The sequence below is a fragment of the Acinetobacter nosocomialis NIPH 2119 genome (assembly GCF_000368085.1).
GTDB classification, from domain to species: Bacteria; Pseudomonadota; Gammaproteobacteria; order Pseudomonadales; family Moraxellaceae; genus Acinetobacter; species Acinetobacter nosocomialis.
The window spans coordinates 173,162-195,948 of sequence record NZ_KB849239.1; the positions used below are offsets into that span (position 1 = coordinate 173,162).

Annotated in this window: 22 protein-coding genes; 14 read left to right on the forward strand and 8 right to left on the reverse strand. The window is 37.7% G+C overall.

The window, feature by feature from the left end; all coding sequences use genetic code 11:
• Positions 1 to 27 precede the first annotated feature (27 nt).
• Entirely contained in the window at positions 28 to 456 is a 429-nt protein-coding gene (locus F984_RS04975) for a hypothetical protein (RefSeq protein ID WP_002052864.1), read from the forward strand.
• A 14-nt stretch (positions 457 to 470) separates the two neighbouring features.
• Here F984_RS04975 and F984_RS04980 read toward each other — a convergent pair whose 3' ends face one another.
• The gene (locus tag F984_RS04980; protein WP_004707558.1) at positions 471 to 908 is read right to left on the reverse strand and encodes a PaaI family thioesterase; all 438 of its coding nucleotides are present in this window, start codon (positions 906 to 908) and stop codon (positions 471 to 473) included.
• A 186-nt stretch (positions 909 to 1,094) separates the two neighbouring features.
• Between F984_RS04980 and F984_RS04985 the strand changes: the two genes are divergently transcribed.
• Positions 1,095 to 1,505: a GFA family protein gene (locus F984_RS04985; RefSeq protein WP_004707560.1), complete on the forward strand. Its 411-nt coding sequence runs from the start codon at positions 1,095 to 1,097 to the stop codon at positions 1,503 to 1,505.
• 51 nt (positions 1,506 to 1,556) lie between these two features.
• Here F984_RS04985 and F984_RS04990 read toward each other — a convergent pair whose 3' ends face one another.
• A complete protein-coding gene (locus F984_RS04990) occupies positions 1,557 to 2,792 on the reverse strand; it encodes a pyridoxal phosphate-dependent aminotransferase (RefSeq protein ID WP_004707562.1) in 1,236 nt (411 codons plus the stop codon).
• Between the two features lie 208 nt (positions 2,793 to 3,000).
• On the opposite strand from F984_RS04990, the gene F984_RS04995 reads away from it, so the two are divergent.
• Entirely contained in the window at positions 3,001 to 3,180 is a 180-nt protein-coding gene (locus F984_RS04995) for a hypothetical protein (RefSeq protein WP_000139632.1), read from the forward strand.
• Between the two features lie 29 nt (positions 3,181 to 3,209).
• Here the strand turns inward: F984_RS04995 and F984_RS05000 are convergent, their stop codons facing one another.
• Together F984_RS05000 and F984_RS05005 are read right to left on the reverse strand one after the other, a co-directional pair.
• Entirely contained in the window at positions 3,210 to 4,646 is a 1,437-nt protein-coding gene (locus F984_RS05000) for a sensor domain-containing diguanylate cyclase (RefSeq protein WP_004707564.1), read from the reverse strand.
• 143 nt (positions 4,647 to 4,789) lie between these two features.
• The gene (locus F984_RS05005) at positions 4,790 to 5,581 is read right to left on the reverse strand and encodes an A1S_2505 family phage non-structural protein (RefSeq protein ID WP_004707567.1); all 792 of its coding nucleotides are present in this window, start codon (positions 5,579 to 5,581) and stop codon (positions 4,790 to 4,792) included.
• Between the two features lie 179 nt (positions 5,582 to 5,760).
• Between F984_RS05005 and uvrB the strand changes: the two genes are divergently transcribed.
• From uvrB to proB, 8 genes are all read left to right on the forward strand, one after another.
• On the forward strand, positions 5,761 to 7,782 hold the full coding sequence (gene uvrB, locus F984_RS05010) for an excinuclease ABC subunit UvrB (RefSeq protein WP_004707569.1): 2,022 nt from the start codon (positions 5,761 to 5,763) through the stop codon (positions 7,780 to 7,782).
• 94 nt (positions 7,783 to 7,876) lie between these two features.
• On the forward strand, positions 7,877 to 8,464 hold the full coding sequence (locus F984_RS05015; protein ID WP_002052730.1) for a lipocalin family protein: 588 nt from the start codon (positions 7,877 to 7,879) through the stop codon (positions 8,462 to 8,464).
• Positions 8,465 to 8,572: 108 nt separating this feature from the next.
• Positions 8,573 to 9,520, forward strand: a complete 948-nt coding sequence (gene rarD / locus F984_RS05020; protein WP_079376984.1) for an EamA family transporter RarD — start codon at positions 8,573 to 8,575, stop codon at positions 9,518 to 9,520.
• Positions 9,521 to 9,736: 216 nt separating this feature from the next.
• A complete protein-coding gene (locus F984_RS05025) occupies positions 9,737 to 11,194 on the forward strand; it encodes a glyceraldehyde-3-phosphate dehydrogenase (RefSeq protein ID WP_002052743.1) in 1,458 nt (485 codons plus the stop codon).
• 149 nt (positions 11,195 to 11,343) lie between these two features.
• Positions 11,344 to 12,078 (forward strand): hypothetical protein, encoded by a 735-nt coding sequence (locus F984_RS05030; RefSeq protein ID WP_004707574.1) that lies wholly within the window; start codon positions 11,344 to 11,346, stop codon positions 12,076 to 12,078.
• An 11-nt stretch (positions 12,079 to 12,089) separates the two neighbouring features.
• Positions 12,090 to 12,764: a hypothetical protein gene (locus F984_RS05035; RefSeq protein ID WP_002052875.1), complete on the forward strand. Its 675-nt coding sequence runs from the start codon at positions 12,090 to 12,092 to the stop codon at positions 12,762 to 12,764.
• Positions 12,765 to 12,928: 164 nt separating this feature from the next.
• Entirely contained in the window at positions 12,929 to 14,149 is a 1,221-nt protein-coding gene (cgtA, locus tag F984_RS05040) for an Obg family GTPase CgtA (RefSeq protein ID WP_002052725.1), read from the forward strand.
• Positions 14,150 to 14,164: 15 nt separating this feature from the next.
• Positions 14,165 to 15,298, forward strand: coding sequence for a glutamate 5-kinase (gene proB, locus F984_RS05045; protein ID WP_002052602.1), 1,134 nt, complete (start codon positions 14,165 to 14,167; stop codon positions 15,296 to 15,298).
• Between the two features lie 26 nt (positions 15,299 to 15,324).
• Here proB and F984_RS05050 read toward each other — a convergent pair whose 3' ends face one another.
• Complete coding sequence (locus F984_RS05050; protein ID WP_004707577.1) at positions 15,325 to 15,981, reverse strand: HAD-IB family hydrolase; 657 nt, start codon at positions 15,979 to 15,981, stop codon at positions 15,325 to 15,327.
• Complete coding sequence (locus F984_RS05055; protein WP_002052526.1) at positions 15,948 to 17,156, reverse strand: DUF1615 domain-containing protein; 1,209 nt, start codon at positions 17,154 to 17,156, stop codon at positions 15,948 to 15,950. The genes F984_RS05050 and F984_RS05055 overlap by 34 nt, the downstream gene beginning before the upstream one ends.
• Positions 17,157 to 17,238: 82 nt before the next feature.
• Here F984_RS05055 and dusB point away from each other — a divergent pair, with 82 nt between their 5' ends.
• Positions 17,239 to 18,264 (forward strand): tRNA dihydrouridine synthase DusB, encoded by a 1,026-nt coding sequence (gene dusB / locus F984_RS05060; RefSeq protein ID WP_004707580.1) that lies wholly within the window; start codon positions 17,239 to 17,241, stop codon positions 18,262 to 18,264.
• 43 nt (positions 18,265 to 18,307) lie between these two features.
• Here dusB and F984_RS05065 read toward each other — a convergent pair whose 3' ends face one another.
• Together F984_RS05065 and F984_RS05070 are read right to left on the reverse strand one after the other, a co-directional pair.
• Positions 18,308 to 19,354 carry an NAD(P)H-dependent flavin oxidoreductase gene (locus F984_RS05065; RefSeq protein WP_004707583.1) on the reverse strand — a complete coding sequence of 349 codons (1,047 nt, stop codon included), beginning with the start codon at positions 19,352 to 19,354 and terminating at the stop codon, positions 18,308 to 18,310.
• Positions 19,355 to 19,464: 110 nt separating this feature from the next.
• Positions 19,465 to 20,166, reverse strand: a complete 702-nt coding sequence (locus tag F984_RS05070; RefSeq protein WP_002052483.1) for a VIT1/CCC1 transporter family protein — start codon at positions 20,164 to 20,166, stop codon at positions 19,465 to 19,467.
• Positions 20,167 to 20,422: 256 nt separating this feature from the next.
• On the opposite strand from F984_RS05070, the gene F984_RS05075 reads away from it, so the two are divergent.
• On the forward strand, positions 20,423 to 21,643 hold the full coding sequence (locus F984_RS05075) for a tetratricopeptide repeat protein (RefSeq protein WP_004707584.1): 1,221 nt from the start codon (positions 20,423 to 20,425) through the stop codon (positions 21,641 to 21,643).
• A 2-nt stretch (positions 21,644 to 21,645) separates the two neighbouring features.
• Positions 21,646 to 22,782, forward strand: coding sequence for a non-hydrolyzing UDP-N-acetylglucosamine 2-epimerase (gene wecB, locus F984_RS05080; protein ID WP_004707588.1), 1,137 nt, complete (start codon positions 21,646 to 21,648; stop codon positions 22,780 to 22,782).
• Positions 22,783 to 22,787: the final 5 nt, after the last annotated feature.

Here is a 22,787-nt window from a genome sequence, read left to right on the forward strand (position 1 = left end):
ACTAAAATGGCTAAATCGGAGATAAGTATGAAAACACTTACTGTTGCTTCTATTTTTTCTAATTTTGATTTTTATCAACGGAATTATCTCAATATTTTAAATCAACCAGAATCTTATTACACACTTGTAGAAGATGCATGGATCAATGCTTTTCCATTTAAAAAGCAGGATTTGTACTTAGGTGACTTATTACAACTCTGGTTTAGTTCAAAATGGGATGCGCATACTTCACTGAAAGTTTTAAAGTCTTGCAATATATTAGATCAATCTAAACCCCTTTATATTTTCCAGCTCGAAGGGGAGTTATTGTGGGGTAAAAATAAAGTTTTAGCTTGGTCTACTCAGTTTCATAAAGTGATAGAGCTTCAACTTAAGAATATTTGGGCACCTTATGTGGTTGCACAAACTTGTGACCGTCCAGATCTTCCTGACTTAATAAAAAAGGCAGCCGTTTAAAGCTGCCTTAGTTTTTATGGTCGAATAATCATACAAGTCGCTGTTGCATAAGCATAAAGTTTACCTTCTTCATCAATAATTTTGCCTTCGGAAATACCCAAATTTTTACTTATATTAATAATCTTACCTGTAGCAATTAAAGTCTGATTTTGAGGAATAGGGCGACACATTTTTACATTCAGATCGATAGTTCCATAACCTACACCGGCGGGTAACATCGTATGCACAGCACAGCCAGTCACTGAATCTAGAACAGTTGCAGCGAAACCACCATGTACGCCACCTAAAGGGTTTAAATGGCTATGATCTGCTTGTGCTTTAAAAGTTACTGATCCTTCAGAAATTTCAGTGGGTTGCATAGGTATAGTTTTGCTAATACTCGCAGGCGGAATGTGGCCTTCAACCATGGCTTGTAAAAATTCGAGGCCTGTCATTTCCATAGGATTTTTCATTTTTGAGTCCTTCAATCAATAAAGTTCTAAAATGGAACTTGTTGATAAGTTAGGCGTTAAAAAAACAATTGTCAAGTTGCTAAATACCAGAAAAATAGTTGAGTTAACTGTTTATAAACTTGTAAAGTTGGATTGGGCAGAATATTTTATAAATCTAAAAATATAAATTTCGTATGGAAAATAATAATGAACGGTCAGTGTTTATGTGGTGAAACAACCTTTGAAGTTGAATTAAAAAATCATGATGTTCATGTTTGTCATTGTTCGATGTGTCGAAGACAAACCAGTGGTGTCATTATGACAGTTGATGTAGTTAAAGGTAGTTTAAATTTTCTTCAGCAAAAGCATCTTAGTGTATTTAACTCTTCTGAATGGGGTGAAAGGGGATTTTGTAATGCTTGTGGAACAACAATTTTTTGGAGAACGAAAGATCATAGTTATTGCAATATCAATGCATTTTCCTTAAATGAGCCAGTAGAAGGTTTACACCTTGATATGGAAATTTTTATTGATTCAAAACCCGATTTTTATAATTTTCAGAATGATACCAAGAAACTAACTGGGGCCGAGGTGGTTGCGCTATTTAACCCAGAATAATTTTAATTATAAAAAAGGCCTCAATTTTGAGGCCTTTTTTAGTTTTACAAATTATTTTGCAGCTTTTTCAGCTTCGATAGATGCAATCGCAGCGTCAACACCTTCGATTGATTCAGCAGCTTTTTTGATACGTGCTAAAGCATCAACGAGTACTTCATCAGCTGTTGCATATGAAATGCGCATGAAGCCGCCTAAACCAAATGCATCACCAGGAACAACTGCTACGCCAGTTTCTTCAAGTAACCATTCAGAGAATTCTGTGCAAGACTTTAAGCCTTTTGCACGAATAAGAGGGCGAATATTTGCATATGCATAGAATGCGCCATCAGCCGGTAAACAAGAGATGCCTTTGATGTCGTTTAAGCCGTTTACCACTAAGTCGTGACGACGTTTAAACGCTTCGATCATTGGTTTTAATACATCTTGTGGACCATTTAATGCAGCTTCAGCAGCAACTTGCGAAATTGAAGTTGGGTTTGAAGTTGATTGAGACTGAATTTTTTTCATTGCACCAATGATTTTTGCTGGACCAGCTGCATAGCCAATACGCCAACCTGTCATTGCATATGCTTTAGATACACCATTTAAAACAATTGTGCGGTCATATAAATCTGGAGCAACAGTTGCAATGTTATAGAACTCATCTTCCCAACGGATTGGTTCATACATGTCATCAGAAGCAACAAATACTTGTGGATGACGACGTAAAACCTCAGCTAAAGCTTCTAATTCAGCTTTGCTATAAATCATACCTGTTGGGTTAGATGGGCTGTTTAATACTACTAAGCGAGTGTTAGGAGTAATTGCTGCTTCTAGTTGTTCAGGTGTAATTTTAAAACGTTGGTCTTCACCACATTTCACAATAACTGGCGTACCTTCAGCAATAATAACCATATCTGGATAGCTTACCCAGAATGGCGCAGGGATGATCACTTCATCACCTTTGTTTAATAATGCAAGTGCCAAGTTAAAGAAGCTTTGTTTACCACCACATGAAACCAAAATCTGGTTTGGTTGATAATCAAGATTATTATCACGCTTCAATTTAGCAATAATTGCTTTTTTTAACCCAGGAGTACCATCTACAGCCGTATATTTTGTGAAACCATTATTAATCGCTTCAATTGCAGCATCTTTGATGTGTTGAGGGGTATCAAAATCTGGCTCGCCAGCACCTAAACCAATCACATTCTTGCCAGCAGCTTTAAGCTCAGCTGCTTTATTAGTTACAGCAAGTGTAGGGGACGGTTTGATGGCATTGACACGATCAGAAAGACGTACGTCCACGGCAATATTCCTCTTATGGGATTAAAAAATAAAAAGCATACTATCTTATCGCAAAAATTAAGTAATTTGCGGATGTGGGTATTTTTAGATGTAAAAAAGTTTAATTTAGAAACGATCTTGTTGCGGTTTTATTCAATTGAAGCTTTTTTCGAAAGAAATGAGAAAAATCCTTTATAATAAATCGCAATCGAAATATCGAGACTGAATTATGACTGAGCAACAGCCAAAACAGAAAAAGGCTTTGGTGAAATTGCCATTCCCAATGCCTAATGAAAGCAACCAAGCTGGCGATGCTGTACACAACCAAGTGCGTCCGAAGCCAGAGCAATATGCAGATAGAACTTGGATGCCGCCTCGTGGTACTCGTCGTTCTATGGGTAAGCGTTAATTAAAAAAACAGGCAATATGCCTGTTTTTTTATTGTTGTAGTACTTCTTGATAATAAATTTTTTTCTTTTGATACATGTGATGATCTGCGCGTTTTAACATCTCTTCCACTTGTTCATTTTCTTTTGTCGTTGCGTGTCCAATTGCAATACTAATAGGATGGCTTGAGTAATATTGATTATCGATATTAAAAAGCTCCTGAATAGTTTGAAGCATAATCAATACATTTGCCTCATCTGCACCAGGCATCAAAATTACGAACTCGTCTCCACCAATTCGGGAGGCAGTATAAGCAGTATTCGTAATAGCTTGGTTTAAAATATTCCCCACACGACGTAATAAACCGTCACCAATATCGTGGCCAAGTTGATCATTCGTTTCTTTTAAACCATTCATGTCTAAAAAAATTGAAGAAACAGGACGAATAATGCTGCGGTTTAAACGATTAAGCTCTTCTGTAAAGAAAGCACGATTATAAAGTTTAGTCAGTACATCATGCTGACCTAAATATTCTAAATAATTTTCAGCTTTCTTTCGTGCGGTAATATCTGTAAGAGCAACCTGTACCAATCCCCAAGTATCTTCATAACCGGGGAATACGGTAAATTGCAGTAAAACATTTCTGATTTGGCCATCTAATGCATAGTTAACGGCTTCACGCTTATGGTGAATATTTCCTTGCCAGAGTTCAATTAGTTGTTCTCTAAAAGTTTCCACCATCTCTTCAGCAAAAATTTTATGCGTATTTTTTAAAAGAGAGGTTTTGTCGGGTGCTTTAAATAAATCAAGAGTCGACTGGTTAACATCTAAAATTAAAATATCTTCGATACATTGACGCACAAACTCAGGATGTACATCTAGAAAAGTTCTAAAGTCTTCAATACCTAATAGCCTAAGCTGATCAATTCTATTTTTAATACGGCTAAAATCTTCAACCCAAAGAGAAGTCGGGGAGTAGATAAACATTGATTCTGCTAGGCGTCGATTTTTCTCTTCCTGACGAAGTGCATTTTGATAAGGCGTAATGTCTTCGGTGGTAATTAAAATACGGTCAAATGTAGTTTCAGAACCCGGTAAAATTGCTCCCCGTAGTTGTACATCAATACGTTTACCAGAGAGCGTGTAATTTATAGTGGTACTTGAGAAATGAGTTTTGCCATTCCATAACGCTTCGAGTTCATGAATATGAGCTTCAAACATCTCTTTTTTAAAAATAAGATTTAAATTGGCGCATAATTCTTCTTGGTTTTTTGCTTCAAAGAGTTCTAATACTTTTTGGTTGACCTTAATAATTTTAATTTTATGGGCGCATTCGACAATCAAATTTTCATTTTGACTTAGAAATTCATAAAGGTTTTCGACCCCTTGATTTCTCCATAGATCAAATAGCTGTTTAACTTCACTGAAGTCCTCAATCCACATTGGAATTGGGGTTAGGTCAAAAATTGAAGAATCTAAAGTTTCCATTTGTTTCTTTAAGTATTCAGTTTGTCTTAAAGTATAATGAGAAAAATTAGGATTTGGGAAAATAATCAATTTAAATCTTTAGAATAATTAAAATAATGAGAAAGCAGAATTTATCTGCTTTACTCATAAAATATCAAAATAAATTAACGGTTAATCGGGTGGTCGATATTTTTCTCGCCGCGCCATAATTTAATAAAGTCTTGTTCATCAAAATCATAAAGTTCCATCAGTGCCACAATGACACTGACAAAAATTATTGCGCCTTCTGAGTTACCATGAATATTGAAAATCTTGCCATTGAGCTTCCCTAAAATATCACTCAATTCGTGCTCTCGGCCTCTGCCATAGCGGTCACGAGGGTACAACTCTTCATTTAAAACAATCAGCGCTATTGCTTTTTCAGCATCTGATAAATCAGTTTTATCTAAAGCATCTTCAAAAGATTCACTGCCATGATTAAAGTAAAAAATAACCTCATCGTTAATAAAACTTTGAACCATTTTTTGAGTGAGTGTCGGAAACTGTGAAACAGCATTATCTTCAACATAAGGTTTAAATGATTCAGGAAAAATCACGTTGTGATATATGCCTTTAAAAAGCGGGGCAATTTCAGAAACTTTATAACCCGCGATCCCACATCCTAAAGCAGTGACAAAGTATTTCATTTTAGGATGATTTTTTGCATAAATTTTAAAGTCTTCAACATAATGCTCGATTTGGGAGAGAGGCATTTGTTGAATGTGTTCATTTAAGGTTGGAATTGCAAAGCTTTGTCCAGCCCAGCCACGTCCCACACCTTCTACAGCCCCAAAATGCTGACTGGCAACACGTGCGGCTCCACTACCATGTTGCCCAGCCATATTACTACCGAAGACAAACACTGTATCTTCAGGGAGTTCAGTTACAATACTTTCATCATGATATTGATAGGTCATGGTTATGCTTTTTATCTAATGGATAAGTTCATGTTGCAACCGTTTAAAGCATTGGTCAAGTGTCAAGATGCTTAATATTTTCGCTGTATATTAATCTGGCTACAGACTTTAAATTAGGGAAAAAATCCCCATTAAATTGCTAGACGATAAATTCAAATTTTTTATAAAGAGAGAGAACTGTGAACGAAAATCAACCTTTCGATTTGGTCACTCATTACCAGCCAGCGGGTGATCAGCCACAGGCAATTGAAAAGCTGGTAAATGGCGTCGAAAAAGGTTTTCGTAATCAGTTACTTTTGGGCGTGACTGGTTCCGGTAAGACCTATACCATGGCAAACGTGATTGCCCAAACACAGCGACCAACCATTGTGATGGCGCACAATAAGACATTAGCAGCCCAGCTTTATGGTGAATTTAAAGCCTTCTTCCCAAATAATGCAGTTGAATACTTCGTAAGTTATTACGACTACTATCAACCCGAGGCTTATGTTCCGTCTTCAGATACATTTATTGAAAAAGATGCAGCAATTAATGACCATATTGACCAGATGCGTTTATCTGCAACACGTGCCTTGTTAGAGCGTCGTGATGCAATTATTGTAGCTTCTGTTTCTGCTATTTATGGTTTGGGTGACCCAAATGCCTATATGCAAATGTTATTGCATGTGGTTCAGGGTGACCGAGTGAGTCGAGACGAAATTATTCGCCGTTTGGTTGAAATGCAATATACCCGTAATGAGCTTGAATTTTTACGTGGTACTTATCGAATTCGTGGCGAAATTATTGATATTTTCCCGGCAGAATCTGACCAACACGCAATTCGTATTGAACTTTTTGATGATGAAGTAGATTCAATCCGTTGGTTTGATCCACTCACCGGTAAGATGGTGCGCAAAGTACCACGTGTTACGATTTATCCGAAAAGTCATTATGTAACGCCAAAAGACAATTTAACGCGTGCTATTGATACCATTAAGGATGAACTTCAAGACCAGCTTAAGTTCTTCCGTGAACATGACAAGTTGCTTGAGGCTCAGCGTATCGAACAGCGTACTCGTTATGATTTGGAAATGATGCAGCAGTTAGGTTATACCAATGGTATTGAAAACTACTCTCGTCATTTATCAGGCCGTCCAGCAGGTGAAGCACCACCGACATTATTTGATTATGTACCGGACGATGCTTTACTTATTATTGATGAGTCACATGTAACTGTTCCTCAAATTGGCGCAATGTATAAAGGTGACCGTTCACGTAAAGAAAACTTGGTGAATTATGGTTTCCGTTTACCAAGTGCGCTTGATAACCGTCCAATGAAATTTGAAGAGTGGGAACGTATTGTTCCGACCACTATTTTTGTGAGTGCAACGCCAGCCAAATACGAGTTGGAGAAGTCAGAACAAGTGGTTGAGCAGGTCGTTCGTCCTACAGGTTTGATTGATCCTGAAATTGAAGTTCGTCCAGTGCTTACCCAAGTCGATGATGTTCTGTCTGAAATTAATATTCGTAAGAACTTAAATGAACGTGTATTGGTGACGACTTTAACAAAACGTATGGCGGAAGATTTAACATCTTATTTAAAAGAATATGGTGTTAAGGTTGCTTATTTGCACTCGGATATTGATACGGTTGAACGTGTCAAAATTATTCATGAGTTACGTACAGGCGTATTTGATGTTTTGGTCGGTATTAACTTACTTCGTGAAGGCTTAGATATGCCAGAGGTTTCTTTAGTTGCTATTTTAGATGCAGATAAAGAGGGCTTCTTACGTTCAGAACGTTCACTTATTCAGACCATTGGTCGTGCTGCGCGAAATGTGAAAGGTAAAGCAATTTTATATGCAGATAGAATTACCGACTCTATGCAAAAAGCAATTGATGAGACAGAACGCCGTAGAGCTAAACAAATCGAGTTTAACGAGCTGCATGGTATTACACCACGTAGTGCAGTCCGTCAGGCTGTGAAAGAAATTGATACGGGTGAGGTGCTTTCAGATGATCAAATTGATGAGAAAATATTGGAGCAGGCACAAGCACTAAGTGCTGATGACCGTCATATTCTTTCTGATCCTAAATTGTTCAGTAAGCATATTACTAAGCTTGAAAAAGAAATGTTAAAGGCGTCTAAAGATCTACAATTTGAGCAAGCGGCTCGTATTCGTGATGAAATCGTTCGTTTAAAAGCGCAAATGTTGCAATAAATGGATACATAACACTACATGATTTGTTTAAAAAACAAGCTACTGTAGATGTTTAAGTTATTTTTGTATTCACAACTAATAGTTGAGGGCAACAATGGCGTTTCGAAATAATGTTCCGCAAGCCAGTTGGCGCTTGGCAAAAATTGCATTGGGCGGGATTGTTCTAACTGGCTTAGCCGTTGGAACATATGCCTATGCCCAGCAGAAGCCTTTACCAACTGTCGATAAAGTTGAATTAGACCGTTATTTAGGTGTGTGGTATGAAGTCGCACGTAAACCGGCTTTTTTCCAAAAAAAATGTGCTTACAACGTATCTGCAACTTACACTTTAAATGAAAATGGAAATATCGTTGTAGATAATCGCTGCTACGATAATCAGAAGCAATTACAGCAATCTATTGGCGAAGCTTTTGTAGTCAATCCACCCTATAACACAAAATTAAAAGTAAGTTTTTTACCTGAAGCTGTGAGATGGATTCCGGTTATTCGTGGAGATTACTGGATTTTAAAGCTGGATGAAGACTATCAAACTGTTTTAGTAGGGGAGCCTTCACGTAAGTATCTTTGGGTATTATCTAGGACACCACATCCTAAAAAAGAATTGATTGATGAATATCTAAATTATGCCAAAACATTAGGATTTGATATTCGTGATGTTATTCATACTGAGCACAAAGAATAAATAAATTCTGCTTAATAAAAAACCATGTTTTCGCATGGTTTTTTCTTTTTTATAGTGGATAAATCAAGTATTGTATCGCTTTATTTTTCTTAAAGTGTAAAGAGGTTAGTGATGTTAAAAGGCGTGATTTTCTCTGTCATGGCATCATTAACTTTCGGTGTTCTTTATTTCTATACTCAACTACTTGGTCAACTTGATAGCGAGCAAACATTTGGGTGGCGTATTATTGCTACTTTGCCATTTTTAACTCTATTTATGTGGTGGAGTGGTGACTTAAGTCATATTAAAAATATCTATCAACGTATTTTGGCAAAACCTTCTTTACTTTTGTTACTCATAACAACCTCGATTTTAACGTCGGTACAGCTATGGCTCTTTTTATGGGGACCCATGCATGGACGTGGTTTACAAGTATCTTTGGGATATTTCCTTCTACCGCTTGTGCTGGTTTTGGCTGGTAGTGTGCTATATGGGGAAAAAATATCAAAATTTCAGTGGGTCGCTATTATTCTGGCAATAGTTGGTGTCGGCCATGAGATTTTTCGTTTAGGAAGTATTGCTTGGGAAACTGCTTTGGTGGCCATTGGTTACTCAGCTTATTTCTTGTTACGCAAGAAAATTAAAACAGATAATTTAGGTGGTTTTTGGTGGGACCTTTTGATCATCATGCCTGTGGCGATTTATCTAACACATACAGGATTATTGCCATATAGTAAATTTTTCGATCAACCAACTCTTGCCTTAGTAATTGCAGGATTAGGAGTACTTAGTGCTATAGGCTTGGGATGTTACATATTAGCAAGTCGTTTTTTACCTTTAGTTGTGTTTGGCTTACTTGGATATCTTGAACCAGTGTTACTTGCTTTAGCATCTTTAGTGCTAGGGGAAAGCATTGGTCAAGAAGAATGGTTTACTTATATTCCAATTTGGTGTGCTGTATTTGTACTTGTGCTAGAAGGTGCATTCCATCTTTATCAGCAGCAGAAAAAAGCCAAAAATTTGCAATTAAATCTCGAAAAATATCAAAAAAGATTAAAAAATGATGCTCATGATTAGAGCAGCAGAATCTAAAAAGTAAGAAAAAGCAAAAATTTAGCTGCTTTAAACAATAAGATAATAAAAAATAATTATAGGTATTTTATGAATTTATGATGAATTTTGGGAAAATCTAGTCACTAACGTCAGCTTTTGATTCATTCTTGCTAATAATTCCATTACAATTACGGGGTTTTAAAAATCACGCCTAGATATAATTAATTAGAGGACGTATCTGTGAGCAAAGACACTATCATCGCCCTGCACGCTGAACACCAAGGCCGTTGGAAAAACCGTGAAGAAATCGCGGAACGTATGATTGCATTAATCGGTCAATTATACCGTGAAAAAAATATTGTCGTATCTGTTTACGGTCGCTCTTTAATTAACCGTTCTGTTATTCAAATTTTGAAAACTCACCGTCGTACACGTGTTGTAGATGTTGAGCTTTCTGTAGTAAATACTTTCCCAATTTTAGAAGCTTTAGCAAAAGTTGAAAACATTGGTTCTGCAGAAGTTGATATCGGTAAACTTGCAGTTGAATATAAAGAAAAAGGCGGTGATGTTGACGCTTTTGTTGCTCAAGCAGTTGAGTCAATTAAAGGTAGCGCAACTTCTGAACAACCTAAAGATGTAGTTCTTTACGGTTTTGGTCGTATTGGTCGTATCTTAGCTCGTTTAATCATTAGCCAATCAGGTTTAGGTCGTGGTTTAAGCCTTAAAGCGATTGTTGTTCGTAAGTCTTCTGACGGTGACTTGGCAAAACGTGCTTCTTTACTTCGTCGTGACTCTATTCACGGTACTTTCGCTGGTACAATTTCTGTTGATGAAGAAAACGAAGCAATCATTGCTAACGGTAACTTCATCAAAGTGATCTATGCATCTAGCCCAAGTGAAGTGGACTATACTCAATACGGTATTGAAAACGCGCTTTTAATCGACAACACTGGTAAATGGCGTGATGCTGAAGGCTTAAGCCAACATTTGAAATGCCCAGGTGTTGCACGTGTTGTATTAACTGCACCAAGTAAAGGCGAAATGAAAAACGTTGTATTTGGTGTAAACAACTCTGACATCTTAGATGAAGACAAAATCATCTCTGCTGCAAGTTGTACAACAAATGCGATCACTCCAATTCTTAAAGTATTGGATGACAAATATAAAGTTCTTAATGGTCACGTTGAGACAGTTCACTCATTTACAAATGACCAGAACTTAATTGATAACTATCACAAAGCTGATCGTCGTGGTCGTGCTGCTACATTGAACATGGTTATTACTGAAACTGGTGCTGCTAAAGCTGTTGCTAAAGCATTACCTGCATTAAAAGGTAAGTTAACTGGTAACTCTGTACGTGTTCCTACACCAAACGTATCTCTTGCAATCTTAAACTTAACACTTGATAAAGAAGTTGATCGCGAAGAAGTGAACGAATACATTCGTCAAATTTCGATTAACTCTAAACTTCAAGGACAAATCGGTTATACCAACTCTACAGAAGTTGTATCGAGTGACTTTATCGGTTCTCGTACTGCTGGTGTATATGATGCTCAAGCAACAATTACTTCAGGTAACCGTTTAACTGCATATGTTTGGTACGATAACGAAGTAGGTTATAGCTGCCAAGTATTACGTATTGCTGAACAAATGTGTGGCGTAAGCTATACAAAAATCCCTGCAGAAACTAATGCTTAATTTGATTTAACGTTAGATAAAAGTATGTGACAAAAAGACCCAGTTTAGACTGGGTTTTTTTACAACCGTACAAAATATATGCTGATTATTTTTTGGAAATCAATGAGAATAGGATTTAAGGAACAAAAAGAAATAGTAAGGGATTGGAATTGCAGCAGTTTAAAAGATTATTGATAGTCTTCTTTTTCATCATCATCGCGAATATATGTGGTGTGCTCATCGCCATTTGGGTTTTCAAGCATTTTAATATTTATATTCCGCTGAAAAACCAAGCTGTAGCGATTGATTTACAAGAACCATTACAGGTACAGGTCAAAGTAAAAGATGCTTTAAATGTCGATGTAAAAGGCCGAGTAAATGCGAATATTCCTATTAATGAAAAGTTAACGATACCTTTAACACAGACGTTAACTCCTCGTGTCTATTTCGATAATATGGTGCCAATCAGTACAGTTATTCCTGTAAAAGAAACGTTAAAAGTTGATCAAAGCCTACCGATAGACACCAAAGTTCAAGTCAGAGTATTGGGTAAGGATATTACTTTACCATTAAAAGGGAATATTCCCTTAAAGCTTGATGTACCTATTGATATTCAAGTACCGCTCGATCAAAAAGTTCATTTGAAGTTTGATGCTCCAGTTAAAACGGTTTTAAAAGAAGATCTTCATATTCCACTAAATGCCCAATTAAAAACAAATATTCCAATTCAGGGTAGTTTAAATGTACCTGTAAAAACTGCTTTAAATGCTTCAGTAGATGTCAAAAATACTTTGCCAGTTAAAATTGAGCATGGCGAGTTAAAAATACCTCTATCAAGCATGAGCCTTAATCGTGTTAAAGATGATAACTCTACATCTTTACCTGCACAGAACCAGAATAAGTAGGAAGGTGACTTATGCTGGGTTCAATAAAAAGTATGCTCATCAGTTTCTTTCTGATTATGGTACTCACGGCAATTTTATTTTGGCTCTATTTAAATATACAAGCTTCGGTAGTGGTTTCTGCGCACGAATCAGATATTCGATTACCAGAATCATTAGAAACTAAAATACATGTTGGTAATAATTTACAGGTCCAGTCCATAGGTAAACTAGATACATCAATTGATATTAATCGTCAGATTTCGGTGCCTTTAAAGGGGAGATATTTGGCTGATTTAGCGTTTGAAGTTGAGACTCCAATTACAGTAAGTGTTGATTATGCAACAACGCTGAAAGTTGATCAGGTGATGCCTTTGGAAACAACAACCGATTTAATATACCAAAATAAGTTGTTACCTAGGTTTCCACTAAAACTAAATATACCCATCAATCTGGATATTCCATTTCAGTTAAAACGTAGCTATACCATTCCTGTTAAGATTGCTTTTAATGGTCCAGTTTATTTCGAGTTCGATGAATCGGTAAATTTACCGATTAAACACCAATTTAATCCAAGCTTAAAAATTAATGATGCAATGGAAATGGGCAATATCTCAAGCTTTAATGCCATTATGTATAACTCTGTGCAACACACTAAAGCTAATTTAGATATGAAGATGGATTTACCTCTGCGTAATGTACATCCTTAAGGAATAAATACATAAAGAGAGGCTATGTTCTGCTATAAGTTTTTATCAATATAAAAAGTAATAAAATAAGACCTGGGAAAGTAGAATTCTCTCGATTTTCTATTCGAGAATTTTATGAAAATATGGCAGAATAGGCGGTTTTAGAGTTTTTAGAGGATTGGCAAATGCGCTTTGTTGATGAAGCAGTCATTACCGTAGAGGCTGGCGACGGTGGCAATGGCGTAGCCAGTTTTCGCCGTGAAAAATTTGTACCATTTGGTGGCCCAGATGGTGGTGATGGCGGACGTGGTGGAAGTATCTATATTCAAGCCGATGATGATACAAGTACCTTAGTCGATTACCGTTACACCCGTAAATTCCGCGCTGAACGTGGTAAAAACGGTGCAGGTGCTAACTGTACCGGACGCGGTGGTGAAGATGTGGTTTTAAAAGTACCTGTTGGTACAACAATTGTTGATACAGATTCTGGCGATATTATTGGCGACTTGGTTGAAGACGGCCAAAGAATTCTGGTTGCAGGTGGTGGTGAAGGTGGTTTGGGAAATACACACTTTAAATCATCAACTAACCGTGCTCCACGTAAATGTACTACGGGTACTAAAGGTGAATTTCGTGAAATTCGTCTTGAGTTGAAAGTATTGGCAGATGTTGGCTTATTAGGTATGCCAAATGCTGGTAAATCTACTTTCATTCGTGCTGTAAGTGCTGCAAAGCCAAAAGTGGCAGACTATCCATTTACAACCATGGTTCCAAACTTGGGTGTTGTAGATGCTGACCGTCATCGTTCATTTGTAATGGCCGATATTCCGGGCCTTATTGAAGGTGCGGCAGAAGGTGCAGGTCTAGGAATTCGTTTCCTTAAACATTTGGCGCGTACTCGTATTCTTTTACATATTATTGATGTACAACCAATTGATGGTTCAGATCCAGCTCATAATGCAAAAGCAATTATGAATGAGTTGGTTAAGTTCTCACCTACTTTGGCGAAACTACCAGTTGTTTTAGTGCTCAATAAACTGGATCAAATTGCTGAGGAAAGCCGTGAAGAGTGGTGTCAGCACATTCTAGATGAATTAGAGTGGACTGGACCTGTCTTTAAAACATCGGGCTTATTAAGTGAAGGTACAAAGGAAGTTGTGTACTACCTGATGGATCAGATTGAACAGCAACGTGAACGCGAAGTTGAAGATCCTGAGTACGCAGCAGAAGTAAGAGCTTTCCGTGAACAACTAGAAGTTGAAACACGTGAACAAACCATTGCGGCAAAAGAAGCATATCGTGCAATGCGTCGAGCACAACGTCTTGAAAGCATGATGGATGATGATGATGATTTTGACGATGATGAAGACGACAATGATGTAGAAAGCATCTACGTTCGTGACTAAAAAACCGAGGAAAACATGATAGAAGTGGTCGATGGGCAACGTAAGCTCAGTGAATGTAAACGAATCGTTGTTAAAATCGGATCATCTTTACTCACAGCAAATGGGCAGGGGCTAGATCTGGATGCTATTTCGCATTGGGCGAAACAGATTGCAGATTTACACAATGCTGGGCACGAAATTATTTTAGTGTCTTCAGGAGCTGTAGCAGAAGGTATGGTTCGTATGAAGCTTGCGAGTCGACCCACCGATCTACCCAGTTTACAAGCATGTGCCGCAATTGGGCAGATGGGCCTAATTCATACATGGTCTAGCGTGCTTGAAAATCATAGTATTCGAACAGCTCAAGTGTTATTAACACATGACGATTTGGCAGATCGCCGTCGTTATTTGAACTCATGCGATGCGTTGCAGAACTTGATTGACTGGCGTGTTATTCCGGTTATTAATGAAAACGATACAGTCTCTACTGACGAGATTCGTTTTGGTGATAACGATACCTTAGCGGCAATGGTTGCTGGTCAAGTACATGCTGATTTACTGATCATTTTAACAGATCAGCAAGGCATGTTTGACTCAGACCCACGTCACAACCCTGATGCAAAGCTGTTATCAACTGTTCGTGCCATGGATGATGTTTTATTTGAAATGGCTGGCGGTGGTGGTGTACTTGGGCGAGGAGGCATGGTCACTAAAGTCCGTGCTGCCCGTTTAGCGGCTAAGTCGGGCTGTCCAACACTGATCGCTAGTGGTGAAAGTGATAATGTATTGTCACGAGTCATGGCTGGTGAAATGCTTGGCACATTGTTCACGACTGATAAAGACCGTATGACAGCACATCAACAGTGGCTTGCTGCACATTTACAAACAGCAGGTCGTCTGGTCATAGATGATGGCGCGGTTGATGCGATTAAATCTAAACATCGCAGTTTATTACCTGTTGGGGTAAAAACTGTTGAAGGACATTTTGATCGTGGTGATGTGGTTGAATGCGTTGATAAGCAAGGCAAACGTATTGCGGTTGGACGAGTAAACTTTAGTTCTCGTTCAGCTGAAATTATTAAGGGCCTCTCTTCAGATAAGGTTTATCAAGTACTTGGAGAAGCCCGTTCGCTTGAAATGATCCATCGCGATCATATGGCGATTTATTAAGTAGTGATCTACAAAAAAAGCTCGCTTTATGCGAGCTTTTTTTGTGGTGTTAACGATGGCAAGATTCGATCTTCACCGACCATAAAAGGGTGGGTGGCAAGGCTCAGCATATCTAAATCTTCTGAGCTATTTCCATAAGCATAAACTTGATAATAATCCTGCAAAGAATATTGTTCATGTATTCTTAACTTCTTTTGTTCACTACTACAATCTGGCGTTGAGTAATAACCCGTCATTATGCCATTTTTTACTTGAGTTTCAGTACAAATTAATTCGATATCGAGTAATTTGCAAAGTGGAGCAAGATAGATATCGATTGAAGCCGAAACTAGTACTACCTGATCACCAAGTAGCTGATGTTGTTGTAATTGTGCAAAAATTTCAGGTGAAAGAGTTGAGACGAGTTCTTGTGCATATTCTTCGCCTAATCTTTGCAGCTCAATTGCTGGGGTATTGCGAAACATGCTTCGAAAAAGTTTGGCACGCATCGCATGGGCGGGATAAAAATTAAGATAATAGGCTTGAATCCATGGCAGGATTTTCAAGCCTTGCTTAACTATGTGGCGCTTAGATAACGCATAAAAGATGAACCCTGTAAAACTGTCTTTACTACACAAGGTCCCATCAAAATCAAACAGGGCGAGATTTTTTATTGTCTTATTCGTTTCGCTCGTTGCATACATGATTCATATCGTCCGTTTACGCGGGTTGCATACCAGTTAGTATTATAGTCACGACTTAATTTAGGCCCAGAAATTACCACTTGAGGCATAATAGCATAGATAGGTTCTTTGCCTGTTTTTGCCTTATAGAGTTTAGTTAAGGCAATATAAGTTTGTGTATTCTCAAACTTTTTCTCTTTTTCTAATTTAAGATCATCGCGAAGTTGTCTTGGTGTAATTAAGACATTATTTGCAGTAAATAGTTTCATTAACTCTTTTTCTGACTGACTCTGAACTGCGAGTGGACTACCAGCTTTATCGTAAAGTAGTAAATCACCATCTAAGGTGAGCTCATTATCAGTAAGGGCATCGAGCATGCTTTGAAAAGCAGCATTACGGCTAGAGTACATACCTGAGTTATAATCGGCAAAACGATAAATGGCCTTATCATAGTCTGCTGGGTATACCATCAAGCGATGAATGCCATAATATAGACCGCCATATTGCGTATAAAGATCATTTCTCAGGTCTGCAATATTCATGCTAGAACGTTTATGCGCTTTAGCATAATTAATATGAACTTGCATTGAACCCAATGTGGTGATTGGATTCATTTTTTCACCAATATCTTGCCCAACCAGTTTAGCTGCACCAGTTAACGCACTGACATGATAATGTTGAGTCATAAAATCAAAAATTTGACGATAAAGTAAGTCGAGATCTTTTTCAGTTTTGACTTTACGCATCTGACTCATATAGTTGTTGTCAGGAGAGGGTTGGGTTTTCAATACTTCTTCAAAATAACCTGCGACAGTACCACCCACTTTCTGGCCAAGTTTGTCTTCAAACTTTTCATTTAAACGGGTACTGACTTCGTCAACTGCCTTTTTGCCTAGGCCTGGTACTACAGGGTTAGCAACAAAGTTTGATTCCTGATCTACAATCGCGACAATACTACAAACATTTTGTTTGGTTTTAGGAATTTTTAAGTCCTGCATAATATCGTCAATATCTTTAGCCCATGACTCCCGATCATGCACACGTGCTGGAATTAACTTTTTAATTTGCTGACTTTCTAAATCGGGCTCATCATTTTTTGACCACCAGGCTTTATCTCCACAAGCAGCTAAACTCATGCATACGGTGACTACACCGAATGATTTTAATAAAAAACGGGAAGACAACGGTTTGTTCATGGCGAGGAAAGCACCTGCAAAAAAGATGAGCTGATCAAGCGGATGAAGTATACTATGTTGATCATCAATTGTATGAATATATATGTATATTGGTCCCTATCAACTGTCAAATAATTTAATTGTTGCTCCTATGGCCGGTGTAACTGACCGTCCATTTAGAACGTTGTGCAAGTATTTTGGTGCGGGTCATGCGGTCAGTGAAATGATGACTGCTGATAAAACTTTACGGATGACTAAAAAAAGTCTTTATCGTGCTAATTTTGATGGAGAGTTAGCTCCTATCTCTGCGCAAATCGCGGGTTCTGACCCAGAACAGTTGGCTGAGGCTGCTCGCTATCAAGTTGCAAATGGGGCACAAATTGTTGATATCAATATGGGATGTCCTGCAAAAAAAGTATGCAATAAATTAGCAGGTTCAGCATTATTACAAGATGAAGACTTGGTTGCTCGAATACTGGATGCAGTTGTTGCAGCAGTTGACGTTCCTGTGACTTTAAAAACCCGTTTAGGATTTTTAAATGGCCAAGAAAATATTTTAAGGGTGGCAAAACGTGCAGAAGAGGCGGGGATTGCTGCGTTAGCATTGCATGGCCGCACACGTGAAGACATGTATTTAAATACAGCACGTTATGAATTAATCAAACATGTTAAAGAGTTAATCAATATTCCAGTAATTGCCAACGGTGATATTGATAGTCCTGAAAAAGCAAAATATGTACTGGACTATACTGGCGCCGATGCAATCATGATTGGGCGGGCTGCACAAGGTCGTCCATGGATTTTCCGTGAAATTGCCCATTATTTAAAAACTGGTGAGCATTTGGCTGCTCCAAATATTGAAGAAGTCAAAGATGTACTTTTAGGGCATCTGTCTGAGTTATATCAATTTTATGGTGAATATTCTGGATGTCGTATTGCTCGTAAGCATATTGCTTGGTACACCAAAGGTTTACGCTCAAGTAACGAGTTCCGACAAAATATGTATAAAGTTGAAACCACTGCTGAACAGGCATTAGTAGTCGAGAGTTATTTTAATCAATTGCTTGCAGAAGGTAATTTGATGAGCGATGTTCAGGTTGAACAGGTTAATTTATTAGCTACTCACTAAAATAAAGCAACCAGTACACAGGCTGGTTGCTTAAAATCTTCATCTATTCATTATCTAGCATTTCAACAACGAGTTGATTAACCAGATCTGATGCTCCTAATTCGCGTATCAGTGCAACATTACTTCCTGCCCAAAATGCACCAAAACCATAGTCATGGTGTTTACTCGCAAGAGCATTAAGTTGCTTCGCCAAATCGTAAGCGTATGGATACTCTGGTTGGGCAGGTCGAGTAGGTGAATCAATTTGGTTGTGCCAATGGTTGAATAAACCGCGAGCGGGGCGCCCAGAAAGGCTAGCGCTAATTTGTGTTACGGGTTCATTAAATAATGCTTTGCGATATTCAGCAGAAGCATTTGAGGTTTGGCATTGAACAAACGCTGTACCTAACTGGACTGCGGTTGCTCCCAAGCTCAACATATGTTTGGCTTGTAAGCCAGTCATGATCCCGCCTGCGGCGACAACCGGGAGTTTGCAATGCTGCACAATCAATTGTACTAAGTCACTGGTTTTAATCGCGGCATCAAAAGTCTGGTTGAAAATTCCGCGATGGCCACCTGCTTCAATACCTTGAGCAATAATAATATCAATACCTGCTGCTTCAATGGCTTGCGCTTCAATTAAATTGGTAGCCGAAACCATAGTCAAAATACCAGACTCTTTTAAAGCCTTAATTTGATGCGGATGGGGAATACCAAAATGAAAGCTCACCGCTTTGGGCTTAGTTTCTAAAACAATATTTAAAAAGTCATCATTGTCTAAAAAACTTGGATAGATGCAGTGCAAATCTTGAGGTGGCTGAGCACCGAATTTTTCAAAATGAGGACGTAGATATGCAATCCATTGTTTTGCTTTTTCTAGATTAAGTTCTGTAGACTGATGACAGAAAAAATTAACCTGAAATGAGTTTTCGGTGAGTGCTTGAGTTTTTAAAATTTGTTCACGTGCACTTTGTGGAGTATTTGCTCCCAAGCCTAATGATCCAAGGCCTCCTTGATTTGAAACCTCGGCCGCTAGTTCTGGTGTAGAAACCCCTGCCATGGGAGCCAGAAAAATTGGATGTTTAATTGCAAGTTGTTGTAATAGGCTCATTTTATTCACCTCACTTCTTTCACTTCACCATAACGTGAAAATAGAATGAAGAGCAAATAATATTGGCTATTTAATTTTTAAATATTCTAGAGGAGTATTTAAAAACTTTTTTATAAAGGGGTGACATTAAATAAAGAACCGATCCAGCTTGAAAAAGCCATTGCTAAAATACCCCATAACGTAATACGCAAACTCCCTTTAATTTTAGATGTACCTGCAAAATAACTAGAAAGTGCACCTAAAATCGCTAACGAAAGAATACCAGTAGCCAAAACCACAGGCATAATCAAATGATTAGGGCTTAGTAATATAGCGAGCATAGGGAAAAAAGCACCAAAAGAAAATGATGCGGCAGATGATAAGGCAGCTTGTACAGGATTAGCTGCGGTATTTTCATGAATGCCGATTTCATCACGAGCATGTGCACCCAATGCATCATGGGTGGTTAACTGTAAAGCAACCTCTTGAGCCAATTCTTTAGATAGCCCTCTAGAAATATAAATTTGAGTTAGCTCATCTAACTCTTTTTGAGGGTGCTTTGAGAGTTCTTTTGCTTCAATCGCTAAATCTGCTTTTTCAATATCTTCTTGAGATTTTACGGAAATATATTCTCCAGCAGCCATTGAGGTAGCACCAGAAATAAGGCCAGCAATACATGTAATTAATAGAGTGTGTGAGTTGGCTCCACTTGCTGCCATGCCCATAATTAAGCTAGTGACAGAAATAATTCCATCATTAGCCCCTAAGACTGAAGCTCTTAACCAGCCTGAACGGTGAATTGCATGGTGTTCTGTATGATGTGGAAAAGCCATGTGTTTTTCCTTATAAAAGTTTTATAAATACTATGAAAATTTACAAATTATTGATCAAAAAATATGTCATTATTATAGGAGATTTAGGGATAAGACAGAATAGATCAATAATAAAAAACGGAGATTAAATTATTCATTTTAAAAAACATCTTTAACCTAACTTAACGATGTAACTTATTATTTTTAATTATAATATTTATTGATCATTTCAAAGACTTGTTCTCCTTAATAAGACTAATTTACTGTAGAGGTGAAAATGAAAAATAGCAAAACAAAAAACTCTATAACACATTCAATATTACTTATGGGAGCAGTGATCTCTTCTTTAACGGTAGTGAGTATGAGCTCTGTTTATGCACAAGACCAAGTCAACTCTGAATATAAACCTGGCAATCTCATTTATGATAAATGGGACAGATTTTATAAAATAGAGCAGTCTCAACCTCAAGAAGCAGAAAAAATTTTAGTTGAGCTGAGTAAGCTGACCCCTACAGATATTAAAGTCTGGAAAAGCCTGACTTATTTACAAATTCGGCTCGAAAAAAGAGATGAGGCTTTACAAAGTTTAAGACAAGCAAGAGCTTTAGCTCCTCAAGATGAGACTTTAAAATTACAAGAAGCATATTTGCTGAATCAACAAAAAAAAGATCGTGATGCATTAGTTCTATTTAAAGAATTAACTTCGTCTTCAGATCCAGCAATTGCAGCAAAGGCAACTCAGGCAGTTAAAAATTTAAGTGGGGGAGAAATTAAGCCATATTTTGGCGATATTTATTTTGCACCTTCTTATGAGTCACGTTATGACGATGTTATTTTTCCTTTAAAAGTAAGATACGGAAAAAATATTGATAATGGACGAGCTCAAGTCTACGGTTTTCTTAATTTAAACCGTGATACTAAATCTCAGGGTGGGGTACGACCTGAAATTATTGATGAGAACGCAGCCACTTTTGGGGTAGGCGCAAATTATCAACCATGGATTTCAATACCAGTTCGAGCTTATGTCGAAGTTGGTGGAAGTTATGACTTGATTGACAGAAATAGAAAAAAATTTCGTGAAAGTGTAGTTGGTGGGGTGACAGGTTATCAAGAATGGTATTCGCCATCGAACTGTAATCATACACTTTGTTTAGATAATTACTTTACCGATCTTTATGGCAATGTCGCGACTTATTCGAGAGAAGATTATAACGTTATTGGGGATTTGCGCTTACGTACAGGCTTAAATCTTTATAAGGGTGAGAGTGGGACTGTACAGGCTTATGTAAAATTGCATGGTTTAGCAGATAGTAAAGATGAATATTACAATAATTTATTTGAATATGGCCCGGGTATTTCATGGCAGCCTTTTAATTATCAACCAATAAAACTTCGTGTTGAACGTTTATATGGCAACTATTTTAAAGACGTACCTGTTAATACAAAAGATCATTACAACAACACTCGTGTAGAACTTGTTTTTTATAAGGACTTCTAATAATGAAAAAAATTTTTATTTCGATTGTATTTGGTACTCGTCCAGAGCTTATAAAGCTAGCTCCGGTAATTTTATTAGCAAAACAAGATTCACGATTTCAGGTAGAAGTGATTTTCACGGGGCAACATGATGAGTTAGTGCGAGATGCTATCGATTTCTTTGGAGTTGAAATTGACCATCGCCTTAAAATTATGAATGCTGGGCAAAGCCTCAATCAGCTCTTAATTCATGGCTTGACGCAACTTGAACATGTCTACACCGATGGTCAAAAAAGAGATGCGATTGTTATTCAGGGCGATACTACAACTGTCTTAGCTGCTGGGTTAGTTGCATTTTCAATGAAGATACCTGTTGCTCATGTTGAAGCGGGTTTACGTTCATATGACTTAGACCACCCATTTCCTGAAGAAGGTAACCGTCAGTTAGTCTCCCGTATTACCAAATGGCATTTTGCCCCTACAGAGCAGTCAAAACAAAATTTGTTAAATGAGCAAATTCAGCCAGCTTTAATTACGGTGACAGGTAATACGGTAGTCGATGCTGTGTATTTAGGACGTAAACTCATAGCTGAAAAGGCGGGTTTGAAAAATCAACTTGAGCCTTACGGAATCGAATTAAAACAAAACGATAAAGTTGTACTTATAACTGCTCACCGCCGTGAGAATTTTGGCGAAGGAATTCAGAATATTTGTAATGCTGTTGAGTATTTAGCAAAACAGCATCCTGATTTACATTTTATTTGGCCTGTACATTTAAACCCTGCTGTACATAATGTAGTGCACGATAAATTTAAAAATCATGCTCAAATTCATCTTGTGAAGCCACTCGATTACCCAAGTTTATTGGCCGTTATCGACCGCTCCACCTTTATTTTAACGGACTCTGGTGGTTTACAAGAAGAAAGCCCATCATTTAATAAGCCTGTCTTAATTTTAAGAGATACGACTGAACGCCCGGAAGTGGTAGAGGTGGGAGCAGGGGTATTGGTTGGAACAAATCAGCAGAAAATTATTGAAGAGGCTGAGAAACTTTTAACGGATTCGCAGCATTACCAAAAAATGGCTCATGTTGAAAATCCGTTTGGTGATGGACGCGCTGCCCAGAGAATATTAGATGAAATTGCCAGAACTTATAACTAAAGATC

Coding starts and splice junctions, on each gene's coding strand:
- F984_RS04975 (WP_002052864.1), top strand. CDS start 28: ATGAAAACACTTACTGTTGCTTCTATTTTTTCTAATTTTGATTTTTAT.
- F984_RS04985 (WP_004707560.1), top strand. CDS start 1,095: ATGAACGGTCAGTGTTTATGTGGTGAAACAACCTTTGAAGTTGAATTA.
- F984_RS05005 (WP_004707567.1), bottom strand. CDS start 5,581: ATGACCTATCAATATCATGATGAAAGTATTGTAACTGAACTCCCTGAA.
- F984_RS05000 (WP_004707564.1), bottom strand. CDS start 4,646: ATGGAAACTTTAGATTCTTCAATTTTTGACCTAACCCCAATTCCAATG.
- wecB (WP_004707588.1), top strand. CDS start 21,646: ATGAAAAAAATTTTTATTTCGATTGTATTTGGTACTCGTCCAGAGCTT.
- F984_RS04980 (WP_004707558.1), bottom strand. CDS start 908: ATGAAAAATCCTATGGAAATGACAGGCCTCGAATTTTTACAAGCCATG.
- F984_RS05075 (WP_004707584.1), top strand. CDS start 20,423: ATGAAAAATAGCAAAACAAAAAACTCTATAACACATTCAATATTACTT.
- F984_RS05050 (WP_004707577.1), bottom strand. CDS start 15,981: ATGTATGCAACGAGCGAAACGAATAAGACAATAAAAAATCTCGCCCTG.
- F984_RS05070 (WP_002052483.1), bottom strand. CDS start 20,166: ATGGCTTTTCCACATCATACAGAACACCATGCAATTCACCGTTCAGGC.
- F984_RS05015 (WP_002052730.1), top strand. CDS start 7,877: ATGGCGTTTCGAAATAATGTTCCGCAAGCCAGTTGGCGCTTGGCAAAA.
- F984_RS05065 (WP_004707583.1), bottom strand. CDS start 19,354: ATGAGCCTATTACAACAACTTGCAATTAAACATCCAATTTTTCTGGCT.
- cgtA (WP_002052725.1), top strand. CDS start 12,929: ATGCGCTTTGTTGATGAAGCAGTCATTACCGTAGAGGCTGGCGACGGT.
- dusB (WP_004707580.1), top strand. CDS start 17,239: ATGTATATTGGTCCCTATCAACTGTCAAATAATTTAATTGTTGCTCCT.
- F984_RS05035 (WP_002052875.1), top strand. CDS start 12,090: ATGCTGGGTTCAATAAAAAGTATGCTCATCAGTTTCTTTCTGATTATG.
- F984_RS04995 (WP_000139632.1), top strand. CDS start 3,001: ATGACTGAGCAACAGCCAAAACAGAAAAAGGCTTTGGTGAAATTGCCA.
- F984_RS05055 (WP_002052526.1), bottom strand. CDS start 17,156: ATGAACAAACCGTTGTCTTCCCGTTTTTTATTAAAATCATTCGGTGTA.
- proB (WP_002052602.1), top strand. CDS start 14,165: ATGATAGAAGTGGTCGATGGGCAACGTAAGCTCAGTGAATGTAAACGA.